This is a genomic window from Streptomyces sp. NBC_00846, assembly GCF_045207325.1.
In the GTDB taxonomy this organism is placed as follows: domain Bacteria; phylum Actinomycetota; class Actinomycetes; order Streptomycetales; family Streptomycetaceae; genus Streptomyces.
The window spans coordinates 4,019,552-4,036,173 of sequence record NZ_CP108846.1 but is presented as its reverse complement, the minus strand read 5'-3'; the positions used below and the strand labels follow the sequence as shown (position 1 = coordinate 4,036,173).

The 16,622-nt window shown below is 66.2% G+C and carries 8 protein-coding genes, 3 rRNA genes and 1 pseudogene; 5 read left to right on the top strand and 7 right to left on the bottom strand.

Annotation, left to right across the window (positions count from 1 at the left end; translation table 11 throughout):
- Positions 1 to 39 precede the first annotated feature (39 nt).
- Positions 40 to 603 carry a GNAT family N-acetyltransferase gene (locus tag OG936_RS18595; protein WP_406496036.1) on the bottom strand — a complete coding sequence of 188 codons (564 nt, stop codon included), beginning with the start codon at positions 601 to 603 and terminating at the stop codon, positions 40 to 42.
- A 107-nt stretch (positions 604 to 710) separates the two neighbouring features.
- On the opposite strand from OG936_RS18595, the pseudogene OG936_RS18590 reads away from it, so the two are divergent.
- A pseudogene (locus OG936_RS18590) lies at positions 711 to 791 on the top strand (DNA-binding response regulator); the annotation flags it as partial.
- Positions 792 to 862: 71 nt separating this feature from the next.
- On the opposite strand, the gene rrf reads toward OG936_RS18590, so the two are convergent.
- The 4 genes from rrf to OG936_RS18570 all read right to left on the bottom strand — a co-directional run bounded on the left by rrf (position 863) and on the right by OG936_RS18570 (position 7,251).
- Positions 863 to 979: ribosomal RNA gene (gene rrf / locus OG936_RS18585) — 5S ribosomal RNA — on the bottom strand.
- Between the two features lie 77 nt (positions 980 to 1,056).
- A 23S ribosomal RNA gene (locus OG936_RS18580) occupies positions 1,057 to 4,181 on the bottom strand.
- A gap of 297 nt (positions 4,182 to 4,478) precedes the next feature.
- Positions 4,479 to 6,004 (bottom strand): 16S ribosomal RNA (locus tag OG936_RS18575).
- Together the 16S, 23S and 5S rRNA genes form the textbook arrangement of a ribosomal RNA operon.
- Positions 6,005 to 6,693: 689 nt before the next feature.
- On the bottom strand, positions 6,694 to 7,251 hold the full coding sequence (locus tag OG936_RS18570; RefSeq protein WP_266747519.1) for a MarR family winged helix-turn-helix transcriptional regulator: 558 nt from the start codon (positions 7,249 to 7,251) through the stop codon (positions 6,694 to 6,696).
- A gap of 154 nt (positions 7,252 to 7,405) precedes the next feature.
- On the opposite strand from OG936_RS18570, the gene OG936_RS18565 reads away from it, so the two are divergent.
- Entirely contained in the window at positions 7,406 to 8,710 is a 1,305-nt protein-coding gene (locus OG936_RS18565) for an MFS transporter (RefSeq protein WP_406500501.1), read from the top strand.
- 43 nt (positions 8,711 to 8,753) lie between these two features.
- Here the strand turns inward: OG936_RS18565 and OG936_RS18560 are convergent, their stop codons facing one another.
- Positions 8,754 to 10,496 (bottom strand): SpoIIE family protein phosphatase, encoded by a 1,743-nt coding sequence (locus tag OG936_RS18560; protein WP_406496033.1) that lies wholly within the window; start codon positions 10,494 to 10,496, stop codon positions 8,754 to 8,756.
- Positions 10,497 to 10,683: 187 nt separating this feature from the next.
- A complete protein-coding gene (locus OG936_RS18555; protein ID WP_406496032.1) occupies positions 10,684 to 12,108 on the bottom strand; it encodes an NAD(P)/FAD-dependent oxidoreductase in 1,425 nt (474 codons plus the stop codon).
- 340 nt (positions 12,109 to 12,448) lie between these two features.
- Between OG936_RS18555 and OG936_RS18550 the strand changes: the two genes are divergently transcribed.
- The 3 genes from OG936_RS18550 to OG936_RS18540 all read left to right on the top strand — a co-directional run bounded on the left by OG936_RS18550 (position 12,449) and on the right by OG936_RS18540 (position 16,600).
- Positions 12,449 to 13,438, top strand: a complete 990-nt coding sequence (locus tag OG936_RS18550; protein ID WP_406496030.1) for a TetR/AcrR family transcriptional regulator — start codon at positions 12,449 to 12,451, stop codon at positions 13,436 to 13,438.
- 741 nt (positions 13,439 to 14,179) lie between these two features.
- On the top strand, positions 14,180 to 16,159 hold the full coding sequence (locus OG936_RS18545) for a sigma-70 family RNA polymerase sigma factor (protein ID WP_406496028.1): 1,980 nt from the start codon (positions 14,180 to 14,182) through the stop codon (positions 16,157 to 16,159).
- Between the two features lie 57 nt (positions 16,160 to 16,216).
- A complete protein-coding gene (locus tag OG936_RS18540) occupies positions 16,217 to 16,600 on the top strand; it encodes a hypothetical protein (RefSeq protein WP_406496026.1) in 384 nt (127 codons plus the stop codon).
- Positions 16,601 to 16,622 lie beyond the last annotated feature (22 nt).

Sequence of the window (16,622 nt, the reverse complement as noted above, 5' to 3'; positions counted from 1 at the left end):
CCGCGCGCGCCCCACCGCCCGCGCCTGCGCCGCCCGCACCTACATCGCCGGCCGCTCCACCGCGTACTCCAGCTCCCGAGCGGACGGGTCGCCCGGCATGGGCACCGACTGCCCGGTGGCCACGAACCCGATCCGCCGATAGAGCGCCGCAGCTCGCGCGTTGCTCTCGTGCACATACAGCCGCACCCGCTCGATCCGCGGCTCCCCCAACGACCACGCCCAGTCCGTCGCGGCCCGGAACAACGCCTCGGCCAGGCCCTCGCCCCGCGCCTCGGGCCGTACGAACACGCCGACCACATGCGCCTGGTGGACATCGGTCGCCTCCCCGAACCGCACCTCCGCGTCCGGCCGCTCGATCAGCACCGTGACGCTGCCGTCCCACCGACCGTCGGGCGCGACGGCGACGAATTGCCGCACCTCACCACTCCCGTCCTCGGAAGCGCCGAGCGCCCGGTCCTGCCAGAACTCGTCGGACCGGGCCGCGGCCTGCGCGTGCGTCTCCAGAAAGGCCACCGGCGCCACCGGGTCCCGCAGTGCGGCCAGCCGCAACTCCTTGACCAGGGGCCATTCATCGGCGCGAACGAATCGGATCACATGTTCCATCCGCCGATCCTGTCCCGCCCGCCCGACCCGCGCAAACCACTTTCACGGCCCACGACCACCGAGACGCCGTCCTACCCAACCGTTCCCGGCGGCACCGCCACCCTGGACGGCGCATCGCGGCCCTCACCGAACGGGAGAGGGAAATCCTCACGGTCATCGGCCGGGGCTGGATCAACACGGAAATCGCCGATGACAGCAAAAAGGGGTAAACGCAGAAAAGCCCCGTGCCACAAGGGCACGGGGCTTTCCCGTAAAAGGAGTTCGGCGGCGTCCTACTCTCCCACAGGGTCCCCCCTGCAGTACCATCGGCGCTGAAAGGCTTAGCTTCCGGGTTCGGAATGTAACCGGGCGTTTCCCTAACGCAATGACCACCGAAACACTATGAAATTAACCAACACCGGAACAACACGGCCGTTCGTTATTTCAGAACAAACACAGTGGACGCGAGCAACTGAGGACAAGCCCTCGGCCTATTAGTACCAGTCAGCTCCACCCGTTACCGGGCTTCCACATCTGGCCTATCAACCCAGTCGTCTACTGGGAGCCTTAACCAATCAAGTTGGTGGGAATACTCATCTCGAAGCAGGCTTCCCGCTTAGATGCTTTCAGCGGTTATCCTTTCCGAACGTAGCCAACCAGCCATGCCCTTGGCAGAACAACTGGCACACCAGAGGTTCGTCCGTCCCGGTCCTCTCGTACTAGGGACAGCCCTTCTCAATATTCCTACGCGCACAGCGGATAGGGACCGAACTGTCTCACGACGTTCTAAACCCAGCTCGCGTACCGCTTTAATGGGCGAACAGCCCAACCCTTGGGACCGACTCCAGCCCCAGGATGCGACGAGCCGACATCGAGGTGCCAAACCATCCCGTCGATATGGACTCTTGGGGAAGATCAGCCTGTTATCCCCGGGGTACCTTTTATCCGTTGAGCGACAGCGCTTCCACAAGCCACTGCCGGATCACTAGTCCCGACTTTCGTCCCTGCTCGACCCGTCGGTCTCACAGTCAAGCTCCCTTGTGCACTTACACTCAACACCTGATTGCCAACCAGGCTGAGGGAACCTTTGGGCGCCTCCGTTACTCTTTAGGAGGCAACCGCCCCAGTTAAACTACCCATCAGACACTGTCCCTGATCCGGATCACGGACCCAGGTTAGACATCCAGCACGACCAGAGTGGTATTTCAACGACGACTCCACAACCACTGGCGTGGCCGCTTCAAAGTCTCCCACCTATCCTACACAAGCCGAACCGAACACCAATATCAAACTATAGTAAAGGTCCCGGGGTCTTTCCGTCCTGCTGCGCGAAACGAGCATCTTTACTCGTAGTGCAATTTCACCGGGCCTATGGTTGAGACAGTCGAGAAGTCGTTACGCCATTCGTGCAGGTCGGAACTTACCCGACAAGGAATTTCGCTACCTTAGGATGGTTATAGTTACCACCGCCGTTTACTGGCGCTTAAGTTCTCAGCTTCGCCGACCCGAAAGTCGGCTAACCGGTCCCCTTAACGTTCCAGCACCGGGCAGGCGTCAGTCCGTATACATCGCCTTACGGCTTCGCACGGACCTGTGTTTTTAGTAAACAGTCGCTTCTCGCTGGTCTCTGCGGCCACCCCCAGCTCGGAGAGCAAGTCTCCTCACCAGTGATGGCCCCCCTTCTCCCGAAGTTACGGGGGCATTTTGCCGAGTTCCTTAACCATAGTTCACCCGAACGCCTCGGTATTCTCTACCTGACTACCTGAGTCGGTTTAGGGTACGGGCCGCCATGAAACTCGCTAGAGGCTTTTCTCGACAGCATAGGATCATCCACTTCACCACAATCGGCTCGGCATCAGGTCTCAGCCTTAACGTGTGACGGATTTACCTACCACACGGCCTACACCCTTACCCCGGGACTACCACCGCCCGGGCTGGACTACCTTCCTGCGTCACCCCATCGCTTACCTAGTACAAGTCTGGTTCGTCGGCTCCACCACTACCCTCAACTCCGAAGAGATCGGGCCGGCTTCACGGACTTAGCATCGCCTGATTCAGTATTGGGCGTTTCAAAGCGGGTACCGGAATATCAACCGGTTGTCCATCGACTACGCCTGTCGGCCTCGCCTTAGGTCCCGACTTACCCTGGGCAGATCAGCTTGACCCAGGAACCCTTAGTCAATCGGCGCACACGTTTCTCACGTGTGTATCGCTACTCATGCCTGCATTCTCACTCGTGAACCGTCCACAACTCGCTTCCGCGGCTGCTTCACCCGGCACACGACGCTCCCCTACCCATCCCAGCAGGCGTTGGCCCTATACGCTGGAATGACACGACTTCGGCGGTACGCTTGAGCCCCGCTACATTGTCGGCGCGGAATCACTTGACCAGTGAGCTATTACGCACTCTTTCAAGGGTGGCTGCTTCTAAGCCAACCTCCTGGTTGTCTCTGCGACTCCACATCCTTTCCCACTTAGCGTACGCTTAGGGGCCTTAGTCGATGCTCTGGGCTGTTTCCCTCTCGACCATGGAGCTTATCCCCCACAGTCTCACTGCCGTGCTCTCACTTACCGGCATTCGGAGTTTGGCTAAGGTCAGTAACCCGGTAGGGCCCATCGCCTATCCAGTGCTCTACCTCCGGCAAGAAACACACGACGCTGCACCTAAATGCATTTCGGGGAGAACCAGCTATCACGGAGTTTGATTGGCCTTTCACCCCTAACCACAGGTCATCCCCCAGGTTTTCAACCCTGGTGGGTTCGGTCCTCCACGAAGTCTTACCTCCGCTTCAACCTGCCCATGGCTAGATCACTCCGCTTCGGGTCTTGAGCGTGCTACTAAAACGCCCTATTCGGACTCGCTTTCGCTACGGCTTCCCCACACGGGTTAACCTCGCAACACACCGCAAACTCGCAGGCTCATTCTTCAAAAGGCACGCAGTCACGACTGCATGTGCAAGCACATACAGCGACGCTCCCACGGCTTGTAGGCACACGGTTTCAGGTACTATTTCACTCCGCTCCCGCGGTACTTTTCACCATTCCCTCACGGTACTATCCGCTATCGGTCACCAGGGAATATTTAGGCTTAGCGGGTGGTCCCGCCAGATTCACACGGGATTTCTCGGGCCCCGTGCTACTTGGGAAATTCTCAAACGAGCCGTTGATGTTTCAGCTACGGGGGTCTTACCCTCTACGCCGGACCTTTCGCATGTCCTTCGCCTACATCAACGGTTTCTGACTCGTCGACCAATCGGCAGATTGATCAAGAGAACTCCCGCAACCCCGCATGCGCAACCCCTGCCGGGTATCACACGCATACGGTTTGGCCTCATCCAGTTTCGCTCGCCACTACTCCCGGAATCACGGTTGTTTTCTCTTCCTGAGGGTACTGAGATGTTTCACTTCCCCTCGTTCCCTCCACACTGCCTATGTGTTCAGCAGCGGGTGACAGCCCATGACGACTGCCGGGTTTCCCCATTCGGACACCCCCGGATCAAAGCTCGGTTGACAGCTCCCCGGGGCCTATCGTGGCCTCCCACGTCCTTCATCGGTTCCTGGTGCCAAGGCATCCACCGTGCGCCCTTAAAAACTTGGCCACAGATGCTCGCGTCCACTGTGCAGTTCTCAAACAACGACCAGCCACCCATCACCCCGCTCCGAAGAACAGGTTCACTGGGGCCGGCAACTGAAGGCGACCTCACGGCCGTACCCTCAGATACCCAACAACGTGCCCGACCCGACCGGTCATCCCCACGTTCCACGCCGAAGCAGTACTAGTGAACAACAACCTGTCGTGCCGAATAGTCAACGTTCCACCCATGAGCAACCACCGTCGAACATTTGCCGACGTAGTGGCCTCTGACCAGGCAAGCCCGGTAAGAAGTGCTCCTTAGAAAGGAGGTGATCCAGCCGCACCTTCCGGTACGGCTACCTTGTTACGACTTCGTCCCAATCGCCAGTCCCACCTTCGACAGCTCCCTCCCACAAGGGGTTGGGCCACCGGCTTCGGGTGTTACCGACTTTCGTGACGTGACGGGCGGTGTGTACAAGGCCCGGGAACGTATTCACCGCAGCAATGCTGATCTGCGATTACTAGCAACTCCGACTTCATGGGGTCGAGTTGCAGACCCCAATCCGAACTGAGACCGGCTTTTTGAGATTCGCTCCGCCTCGCGGCATCGCAGCTCATTGTACCGGCCATTGTAGCACGTGTGCAGCCCAAGACATAAGGGGCATGATGACTTGACGTCGTCCCCACCTTCCTCCGAGTTGACCCCGGCAGTCTCCTGTGAGTCCCCATCACCCCGAAGGGCATGCTGGCAACACAGAACAAGGGTTGCGCTCGTTGCGGGACTTAACCCAACATCTCACGACACGAGCTGACGACAGCCATGCACCACCTGTACACCGACCACAAGGGGGGCACCATCTCTGATGCTTTCCGGTGTATGTCAAGCCTTGGTAAGGTTCTTCGCGTTGCGTCGAATTAAGCCACATGCTCCGCTGCTTGTGCGGGCCCCCGTCAATTCCTTTGAGTTTTAGCCTTGCGGCCGTACTCCCCAGGCGGGGAACTTAATGCGTTAGCTGCGGCACCGACGACGTGGAATGTCGCCAACACCTAGTTCCCAACGTTTACGGCGTGGACTACCAGGGTATCTAATCCTGTTCGCTCCCCACGCTTTCGCTCCTCAGCGTCAGTAATGGCCCAGAGATCCGCCTTCGCCACCGGTGTTCCTCCTGATATCTGCGCATTTCACCGCTACACCAGGAATTCCGATCTCCCCTACCACACTCTAGCCTGCCCGTATCGACTGCAGACCCGGGGTTAAGCCCCGGGCTTTCACAACCGACGCAACAAGCCGCCTACGAGCTCTTTACGCCCAATAATTCCGGACAACGCTTGCGCCCTACGTATTACCGCGGCTGCTGGCACGTAGTTAGCCGGCGCTTCTTCTGCAGGTACCGTCACTTTCGCTTCTTCCCTGCTGAAAGAGGTTTACAACCCGAAGGCCGTCATCCCTCACGCGGCGTCGCTGCATCAGGCTTTCGCCCATTGTGCAATATTCCCCACTGCTGCCTCCCGTAGGAGTCTGGGCCGTGTCTCAGTCCCAGTGTGGCCGGTCGCCCTCTCAGGCCGGCTACCCGTCGTCGCCTTGGTAGGCCATCACCCCACCAACAAGCTGATAGGCCGCGGGCTCATCCTTCACCGCCGGAGCTTTCAACCCCGTCCCATGCGGGACAGAGTGTCATCCGGTATTAGACCCCGTTTCCAGGGCTTGTCCCAGAGTGAAGGGCAGATTGCCCACGTGTTACTCACCCGTTCGCCACTAATCCACCCCGAAGGGCTTCATCGTTCGACTTGCATGTGTTAAGCACGCCGCCAGCGTTCGTCCTGAGCCAGGATCAAACTCTCCGTGAATGTTTTCCCGTAATCGGGACAACACAACACGAGAGCGGAACGATCAGCCGGAATAAGACCGATCGTTCACAGCGTCCTCGCTGTGTAATTGCCTACCGGAACCGTGAGGCCCGGCAGGACTTTCAAAGGAACCACCAACCTGCCGAAGCAGGCCGGGGTATCAACATATCTGGCGTTGACTTTTGGCACGCTGTTGAGTTCTCAAGGAACGGACGCTTCCTTTGTACTCACCCGCAGAACATTCTCTGAGGCTTTCCTCCGGGCTTTCCCTTCGGTCTTGCGTTTCCGACTCTATCAGACTCTTTCGTGTCCGATTCCCGGTCGAAGCGGGTTCGCTTTCCAGTTCTTCGCTTTCGCGTTTCCCTTTCCGGCGAGTCCGACTCTATCAGATCCTTTCGGGCCTGATTCCCAGTCAGCGGGGTTCGTCTTCCCGGCCGTTGGGCCGTTCCGACGTCCAAACTCTAGCGGATTTTCCCGGCGACTCATAATCGAGCCTTCGAAATTAATTTCGGCATGCCGAAATTGTCCCGAGTGGGAGATCGTGCTGAGTTTTGGTTGCCGCATTCGCGGCGGGATCGATTGTCGCAGAACCGTTCCGGCTCGGTGACAACTCGAAGAACTTTACGGGTCGTGGAGGGGGGTGTCAACCCGGCCAGGTCAAGCCGTTTTCCTGCGTGTCCGGCACGGGTTCAGTCCAGGTCGGTGAGGCGGCCGCCGGCGTCCGGCTGGGCGTGCTCCACGCGGCGCAGGAGGCGGATCAGCATGTCGCCGAGGACTCCACGTTCGTCGCCGGAGAGATCCTGGAGAAGGTCCTCCTCGAAGGCGGTGGCCATGCGCATCGCCTCCAGCCACTTCGTACGGCCCTCATCGGTCAGCTCGACGATCACCCGCACCCGGTTGTTCTCGTCCCGGTCGCGGGTGACCAGGCCCTCGCCCGCCATGCGGTCGATGCGGTGGGTCATCGCAGCCGGGGTGAGACCCAGGCGCTTGGCCAGCTCTCCCGGGCCCAGGCGGTATGGGGAGCCGGCCAGGACCAGGGTCTTGAGGACCTCCCACTCGGCGTTGCTGATGCCGAGGGCGGCGACCTGGCGGCCGTACGCCACGTTCATCCGGCGGTTCAGCCGGCCCAGGGCCGAGACGACCTGCTCGACCTGGGGGTCCAGGTCCCGGAACTCGCGCTGGTAGGCGGCGATCTGCTCGTCGAGGCTCGGCTCCTGCGGGCCGGGCTGCTCGGTGGTGTCGGACATGGCGGGCAGTATGGCATGCCCTCCAAAGCCGTCGAAGTCCTTCGGCTTGAATTGTTGAGCATCTAACTTTAGTGCTAAAGTCTTCGGGTTCGAGTCGTTTGGCGGCTCGGCAAGTCGCTTCGAGACCTTGAGGTAGGTGAGTGTGACCAGGGAGATGGGTGCAGCACTGCGGCGGATCCAGCTGGGGAGCGCGCTGAGCGCGTTCGGGCTGGGGTTCACCGTTCCGTATCTGTACGTCTATGTGGCACAGGTACGGGATCTGGGTGCCGGCACCGCGGGAGTCGTGCTGGCGGTCTTCGCCATGGCGGCGCTGGCCGTTCTGCCGTTCACGGGGCGTGTCATCGACCGGCGCGGGCCGCTGCCCGTGCTCGTCGTCGCCTCGGTCGTCGCTTCCCTGGGCTCGATCGCCCTCGGCCTGTCGTCGGGCGTGACCGCCACCGTACTGTCGGCCGCGGTCCTCGGGGCCGGTACGGCGGTCATGCAACCGGCGCTCGCCACCATGCTCGTGTGGTGCTCCGGCACCGCCACCCGTACGCGCGCCTTCGCCATGCAGTTCTTCCTGCAGAACCTCGGGCTCGGCGTCGGTGGGCTGGTCGGGGGACAGATCGTCGACACCAGCCGGCCGGAGACCTTCACCCTGCTGTTCCTCATCGAGGCCGCGATGTTCATCGTGCTCGGTGTCATCACCGCCACGGTGCGACTGTCCCGTACGCCGTCCCTCTCCGGCGCCAGGCCCACGGACGGGTCCAAGGCGCCGGGCGGGCTGCGGACGCTGCTCTCGCACCGGGCCATGGTGCAGTTGTGCGTGCTGGGCTTCGTGCTGTTCTTCGCCTGCTACGGACAGTTCGAGTCCGGGCTCGCGGCGTACGGCACCGAGGCCGCCGGGATCCAGCCCTCGACGCTCGGTATCGCGCTGGCCGCCAACACCGCCGTCATCGTCGTGGCGCAGTTCGTCGTGCTGCGTCTGGTGGAGCGGCGCAGGCGCAGCCGGGTCATCGCCTCGGTCGGTCTGATCTGGGCGTTCGCCTGGATCGTGGCGGGGTACGCGGGGCTCGGACACGGCAGCCAGACCATGGCGACGGCCGCGATGATCTCCACGTACGCGCTGTTCGGACTCGGTGAGTCGATGCTGTCGCCGACCGTGGCGCCGCTGGTCGCCGATCTGGCGCCGGAGTCGATGGTCGGGCAGTACAACTCCGCCTTCGCCCTGTGCAAGCAGCTCGCACTCGCGGTCGGTCCGGCCGTGGGCGGCCCGATGGGGGCGACGCTGCACGGGCCGTACATCGTGACGTTCGTGCTGTTCTCGCTGGGCATCACGGTGCTGGCGCTGCGGCTCGGCCGACGGCTCACGCCCGTACAGGATCAGCCTTCGATCGAGGCGGCGCCGTCCAGGGTGGTGGCCGCGTCACTGCCGGAGGCCGAGCCGGTGACCGCCGCCTCCGCCGTCGCCACTCACTGAGTACGGGTCCGAGGCGGTAGGGGACCTGCTGTGACAGGGGCCCCTACCGCGGCAGGGCGAATTCGCACCAGACCGCCTTGCCGCCGCCCGGTGTGCGGCGGCTGCCCCAGGACGTGGCGATCGTCGCGACGATGGAGATGCCGCGGCCTGCTTCGTCCGCCGGATCGGCGCGGCGGCGGCGTGGCAGGTGGTCGTCGCCGTCGGTCACCTCGATGATCAGGCGGCGATCGGTGCGGCGCAGGCCCAGGCGCATCGGCGGGGTGCCGTGCTTGAGGGAGTTCGCGACGAGTTCGCCCGCGGCCAGGACGCCCAGGTCGCAGAGCTCGACCGGGAATCGCCACGACGTCAGGACGCCGGTCGCGAACGCGCGGGCGCGCGGGGCCGCCTCCACGCCGCCGAGGAGTTCGAGCGAGGCGTTGTGGAACAGCTCCGCATCCGCCCCGGTACGGGCGGGGTGCTGGACCACCAGCACCGCCACGTCGTCGTCGTGCTCCGCGGTGACGCCGAGGGAGCGGATCAGCCGGTCGCAGACCACCTGGGGTGAACCCTTCGCTCCGGAAAGAGCGCGCTCCAGGGCGGCGACACCCTCGTCGATGTCCTCGCTGCGGCGCTCCACCAGGCCGTCCGTATAGAGGACCGCGGTGGAACCGGGCGGCAGCGCGATCGTGCCCGATGTGTGGATCCAGCCGCCGGTGCCGAGCGGCGGTCCTGTCGGGTCCTCGGCGCGGTGGACCGTACCGTCCTCGTGGCACACCAGGATCGGGAGGTGCCCGGCGGAGGCGTAGACGAGCCGGCCCTCGTTCGGATCGTGGACCGCGTAGGCGCAGGTGGCGATCTGGCTGGCGTCGATCTCGGCGGCGAGACCGTCGAGGAGCTGGAGCACCTCGTGGGGCGGGAGGTCGAGGCGGGCGTAGGCGCGCACGGCCGTGCGGAGCTGGCCCATGACGGCGGCGGCCCGCACCCCACGTCCCATCACGTCGCCGATGACCAGGGCGGTGCGGCCCGCGCCGATGGTGATGACGTCGTACCAGTCGCCGCCGACCGCGGCGTCCGTGCCACCGGGCTGGTAGGTGGCGGCGATCCGCAGGTCGTCGGGCTGCTCCAGCTCCTGCGGAAGCAGGGAGCGCTGGAGGGTGACGGCCGTTTCGCGGTGGCGGCGCTCGCTGGCGCGGAGCCGTTCGGCCGCTTCGGCGTGGTCGGTGACGTCGGCGGCGTACACGAGCACTCCGGCCTCGGTGCCTCTCTTGCTCTTGTCCTTGTTCTTGGTCTGTTTGTTGCCCCTGGCCCCTTCGCCGTCGGTTTCGGCATCGCTGTCCCGGTGTACCGGGGTGCAGGTCACGGTGTACGAATTGCCGCTGCGGGCCTTGCGGGACTTGACCGTACGGGGTGTGCCACTGCGCAGGACCTGGTCCATGAGGGGCAGCAGGCTGAGCTCGGCGAGCTCGGGCATGGCCTCGGCGGCGGAGGCGCCGGCCGGGCGGGGGCCGAAGGCGGCGGCGTAGGCGTCGTTGACGTACGCGATCCGGTGGTCGGGGCCGTACACCAGAGCCACCAGGGCCGGCAGCTGGCCGAGGATGTCCTCGGCGGAGAGATCCTCCAGGGCGGGGTCCCGGTCCCCGGGAGGATTGCCGTGCGTGTCGCCCCGCGCGCCGCCGTCCGGTGGGCAGGGCCCGGTCCCGGGCCGTGCGTACTCGGCGCGGGCCGAGGGCACGGAACTGTGCTCGTCCCGTGCGGCGGCGCGACGCTGCGTTCCGGGGAGGCGGGCGCTCCAACGCGTGAAGTTCACGGAATTTCTGGCCTCGTGTGTCGGTCTGGTCCGCTGGGGCGGGCTGCTCGCTGTCGGTCACTGCCGGCCGGGTCACTCTGTGCAGATGTGGGCCCACCTATGGTCACACGTCCAGTGTGGCGGACCGTACTGACAGTCGTCGGTACGGTCCGGCCCCGGTCGGGTGACGTCGCGGGCCGACGGGCAGTCAGCCGCCGCCGCCCGGCGGGCCGTCGGAGGCCGGCGGGTGGTCCGGCCCGGGGCGTTTACCTCCTGCGGCGAGTTCGAATTCGGCGCGCGGGTGTTCCAGCGAGCCGAGCGAGACGATCTCGCGCTTGAAGAGCCCGGCGAGGGTCCATTCGGCGAGGACGCGGGCCTTCCGGTTGAACGTCGGAACCCGGCTGAGGTGATACGTACGGTGCATCAGCCAGGCCGGGTATCCCTTGAGCTTGCGACCGTAGACGTGGGCGACGCCCTTGTGGAGGCCGAGTGAGGCGACGGAGCCCGCGTAGCTGTGCCGGTACTCCGTGAGGGGTTCGCCGTTGATCGACGCGAGGATGTTGTCGGCGAGGGCCTTGGCCTGGCGTACGGCGTGCTGGGCGTTGGACGCGGTCTCCTTGCCCGTTTCCGCGGCGGCCAGATTGGGTACGGCCGCGGCGTCCCCGGCGGCCCAGGCGTGCTCGGCCCCTTCCACGGTGAGCTCTGCCGTGCATCTGAGCCTGCCACGCTCGTTGAGCGGCAGGTCGGTGGCGGCGAGGACCGGCGCGGGTTTGACGCCCGCGGTCCACACGACGGTGCGGGTCGGGAAGCGGGAACCGTCGCTCAGGACGGCGATCCGGTCCTCGCAGGACTCCAGCCTGGTGTCCAGGCGTACGTCGATATTGCGGCCGCGCAGCTCACGGATCGCGTAGCCGCCCATCGCCTCACCGACCTCGGGAAGGATGCGGCCCGACGCCTCGACGAGGATCCACTTCAGGTCGTCCGCCTTGATGTTGTGGTAGTACCGCGAGGTGTAGCGGGCCATGTCCTCCAGCTCGGCGAGGGCCTCGACGCCCGCGTAGCCGCCGCCGACGAAGACGAAGGTGAGGGCGGCGTCGCGGATGGCCGGGTCGCGGGTGGCGGAGGCGATGTCCATCTGCTCGATGACGTGGTTGCGCAGGCCGATGGCCTCCTCGATCGTCTTGAAGCCGATGCCGTGTTCGGCGAGGCCGGGGATCGGGAGGGTGCGCGAGACGGAGCCGGGTGCGAGGACGAGTTCGTCGTACGGGATCTCGACGGCGCCGGTGCCGTCCTCCCCGGTGGCGAGGGTGGTGACGGTCGCCGTGCGTTTGGCGTGGTCGATGCGTTCTGCCTGACCGATCACGATCGTGCAGTCCGTCAGGACCCGGCGAAGCGGCACGACGACATGGCGCGGCGAGATCGAACCGGCGGCCGCTTCGGGCAGGAACGGCTGATACGTCATATAAGGCTCGGGGGTGACGACGACGATCTCGGCCTCACCGCTTCTGAGTCTCTGCTTCAGCTTCCGCTGGAGACGCAGTGCGGTGTACATCCCGACGTAGCCGCCGCCGACGACGAGAATGCGCACACTCGGAGGGGGGCCGGGGGGTGTTCCCCCGGAATCTGAAGCCATCACCACCCCATGACGCAACGTGCTCAAGGGTTTGTCCACAGCCCCGGCAAATTGTGTGACCGGAGGTTCTCGACAGGCCACTGCTGCTGATCGCCGTGGGGATACGGAAGCTGCGCAGGTCAGGGGTTGGGGTGGGGGTGGTCGGCCGGGGGCGAATCAGTGACCAAGCGGTCCTTGCTCCGATCGGGGGGCGCTCCGTGCGGAACTACCCCCTTCTGAATTGACCCGGGCTCAACTATGTTCATATGTCGTCGGGGTGCCGGGTGGAGACCATGATCCGCGCTCCGGCTCAAACGGCGGGAAGTCTCCGGGGGGAGACGTCATAACCGGGGGAACAGTTATGCACATTCAGGATTCTCATTGGCAGACCGCTGCGGCGGTTACGTCCCATTCGTCCGGCGGAACCGGGCGAAACGGCGCAGTGGGGACGGTGGACACGGTGGGTCCGGTCGGCGCGGTCCCGGCGACCGGAACAGGCGGGACGGGCGCGTCGGCCGCGACGGTCGGGGCGGGCGGAGCGATTGCGGCCAACGGCCGCTCGGGTCCGCTGCGCGTAGACGCGCAGCGCAATCTGGAACATGTGCTGCGAGCCGCACGCGAAGTGTTCGGCGAGCTGGGATACGGGGCTCCGATGGAGGACGTGGCGCGTCGCGCCAGAGTCGGAGTCGGCACGGTGTACCGGCGGTTCCCGAGCAAGGACGTGCTGGTGCGGCGGATAGCCGAGGAGGAGACCTCCCGGCTGACGGACCAGGCGCGGACGGCGCTGGGCCAGGAGGACGAACCGTGGTCGGCGCTGTCGCGCTTCCTGCGGACGTCCGTGGCCTCGGGCGCGGGGCGGCTGCTGCCGCCCCAGGTGCTGCGGGTCGAAGTGGATGTCGACTTCGACCCTGTCGATTCCACGGCCGCTGCCGCCGTTTCTGCCTCCGGCGCCGCCTCGGCCGTGGTCGAGGAGTCGGGGGACGTGGTGGCCTCCGTACCGGAATCAGGCCCGGGCAGCGTTCGGGACGAGGCGCGGGTGCCTCAGCAGAGGCAGTGCGCGGGCCACGCCGGTCCCCGGCCGGACAACGAGCGTTCCGCCGTGGAGACCGGCCTCGACGACGGCACGGGAGCCGGTGAGCTGCTGGAGGTCGTCGGCCGCCTGGTGGAACGGGCGCGGGCAGCCGGTGAGCTCCGCCGTGACGTGACGGTGGCGGATGTGCTGCTGGTCATCGCGACGGCGGCGCCTTCGCTCCCCGATGCGGCTCAGCAGGCCGCAGCTTCGAGCCGGTTGCTGGACATCCTGCTGGAGGGGCTGCGTTCGCGGGGCGTTGCCGTGAGCCGTGAGCCGTGAGCCGTGAGCCGAGTATTTCTCGCGGGGCGTGTGTGGGTGGGGTGGTGCGCGGACGGGGTGCGTGCGCGCACCACCTCTCCCTCTCCGAGGCGGACGGCCGGGGTGCGCGGTCCGGTCCGGTTGCCGGTGTGTGCGGTCGGGGTGAATAGCCGGTGCGAATCGGCTGACGTGAATGGCCGGCGTGAATGACTGACGTGAATGACCGGCGTGAATGGCCGGCGTGAATGGCCGGCGTGAATGGCCGGCGTGAACAGGTTGCTGCGTTCGGTGGTTCGCAACCCGGGGTTCGCGTGGGCGTTTCGGCGAGTCGGGCTCGGCGGCTCAATATCGCTCGTCCGCTCACCCATTCGGCTTATATGTCCGGTCTCTATGTCCGGCTTATGGGCCCGGCTTCCGTGACTGTCCTTCTCGGCTCCGGCTCCTGTACCCGCATCCGCACCCAGCCCACAGGCCCGGGCGCTCCACGGCTCCTGATCGGTGTCGGTCCGGTGTCTGGTCGGCGCTTGGTCGGCGGTGCGTCGACTCCCCGCGGCCCTCGTCGGTGGAGCTGTCGCCCGTTGCCTGCGGTCCACCCGTACAAAAGAGCTCAATGACCCTTCCCCGAATGGGTGATCACTAGTTCTCATATTCGGGAAAACGCCCCGGATGAGTGGTTGCAGGGGCTGAAGGGTCGGCGTGATTGCGCCATGTGGCACCCTTGCCCGGTGTTCGGGTCCGACAGCGCAAACGGGGGCTTCCGCGATGAGCGGTGACGGGCAGCAGGAAAAGTCGTTCGACGACGTCTCCGCCACGGGCGGTGTGACGGAGGCCGGTGGGCTGCCCTCGCGGCAGGTACCGAGCCAGGCCGGGCCCGAGCGGTCGGTCGGTGACGTCGTGGGTGGCACCGTCCTGCCCGGTCCGTGGCCGGCATCCGCCGGTGTCGAGGCCGACGCCGCGGTGCCGATGCAGCGGGAGGGCGGCAACACCAGCGCCCCCGCCGCGTTCTCCGACGCCGAGCTGATCGCACAGATGCGGGACGGCGACGGTCTCGCGTACGAGGAACTGTTCCGGCGGCACGCGGACGCGGTGCGCCGCTACGCGCGGACCTGCTGCCGGGACGCGCACACCGCCGACGATCTGACGGCCGAGGTCTTCGCCCGCACGCTGCAGGCAGTACGCAGGGGCAAGGGGCCCGAGCAGGCGGTACGGGCCTACCTCATGACGGCTGTCCGGCACGTCGGAGCCGCCTGGACCAAGACCGCGAAGCGGGAGCAACTGGTCGACGACTTCGCACTGTTCGCCGCGCAGGCGTCCCAGGCCTCTCAGGTGTCGGACGCGGACACGCTCGACCTCGGTGCGGATGTGCTCGCAATGCACGACGCCGAGCAGTCGATGGCGATGCAGGCGTTCCGCAGTCTGCCGGAGCGCTGGCAGGCGGTGCTGTGGCACACCACCGTCGAGGAGGAGTCGCCCAGCGAGATCGCCCCGCTGTTCGGGCTGACCGCCAATGCCACGGCGGTCCTGGCGAGTCGGGCCCGCGAAGGGCTCAAGCAGGCCTACCTGCAGGCGCATGTGAGCCAGGCGCTCACCTCGGGCGGCGACTGTGCGCGGTACGCCGACCGCCTCGGCGCGTATGCCCGGGGTGGGCTCCGGATGCGGGCCGAGCGCGGGCTGCGGGGGCATCTGGACGAGTGCGCGAAGTGCCGGCTCGCCGCGGGCGAACTGGCCCATGTCAACGCGGGGATTCCTGCGCTGCTGCCGGTCGCGGTCATCGGCTGGTTCGCCGCCGGGTACGCGCTCAAGGCTGCCGGAATCGTCGCCGGTGGCGCGGCGGGAGCCGCGGGTGCGGGTGCCGCCGCGGCGGCGACCGGTGGGAGTTCTTCCGGGGGCGCCGCCGGTGGTGCCGCGGTCTCGGAAGGGCTCGGGGCCCCGGCGAAGGCCGGTATCGCGGCGGCGGTTGCCGTGGCGGTGGCGGCCGGAATGGCCTGGGCGCTGGCCGGCGACGACCAGCCGAAGCCCGAGGCCGAACAGCGGGCCGAGCCCGCTGTCGTGGCGCCCGCCGCACCCACGCCGACGTCCCCGAAACCGACACCGCCGCCGAAACCCACTCCGCCCCCACCGCCGGCGCCCGCGCCGCTGCCCGCGTCGAAGCCCGAACCCAAGCCGACACCAACGCCCACTCCTGCACCGACACCGACATCAGCTCCAACTCCCACGCCCACTCCGCCCCCCACACCCACACCCACTCCGATCCCCACGCCCACTCCCGAGCCGACAACACCCACGCCGCCCCCGCCGCCCGCACCGACCGCGTATCGGCTCAGCGAGCTGAGCTACTCGATGCTGGGTGACCACACCGGGCCGGAGGTGGTGATCAACGAGAGCAACTGGATCTGGCAGCGTTCCGGTCTGTCGATCGGCGGCACGCAGTACGCGCACGGGGTCACCGTCCACGGCAAGTCCTCGGTCACCATCCGGCTGAACCGGCAGTGCACGCGTTACGAGGCCATGGCCGGGGTCGACGACATGACCATGGGGCTGGGCTCCGTGCGCTTCTCCGTCTTCAACGGTGACGGGACACGGCTGTGGCAGTCCCCGGTGATGAACGGCAACGACCCGGCCGTTCCCGTCGGGGTCGGCATCGCCGGTCAGAAAAAGATCCGGCTCGTCGTCGAGCGGGCACGCCCCGGCGGCGGTGCGACACTTGCCGACTGGGCGGATTCGACCATCAGCTGCCGGTGAGACGACGAGCGGTGAGGCGCCGGCTGCCCCCGCCGGCAGAATCCGTACGGCTTCGCCATGGCGTCCCACCTTCGGCAGCACCGCCCCGACGCCGTCCGCCGGATGTCCGGTGACGAACTCGGCGCACCGGGCGTCCCGCGCCCCGCGAAGTGCCGACGTCAGGCCGCGTACCCCGGCCGCCGGACCGCCCCCGGGCCCCGGCTCGTACACGGAGATCCGCGCATCCTCGTCGACCCCGGGCATGCCGCCCTGCATGTTCACGGTCATGTGGGTACGGAACACCAGCGCGTCGGCGTACTCCCAGGCGCCGCCGTGGATACGGGCGTTGGCGACGGCCGCCTCGGCCATCCCGTGCGCCTCGGCGGTGGTACGGCTCGCGAACCACACGGCGCGCCCGGTAGCGGGCGCCCGACGACGACAGCAACACCGCACACCCGGTAGCGCGCACCCGTCGGCGGGTGCG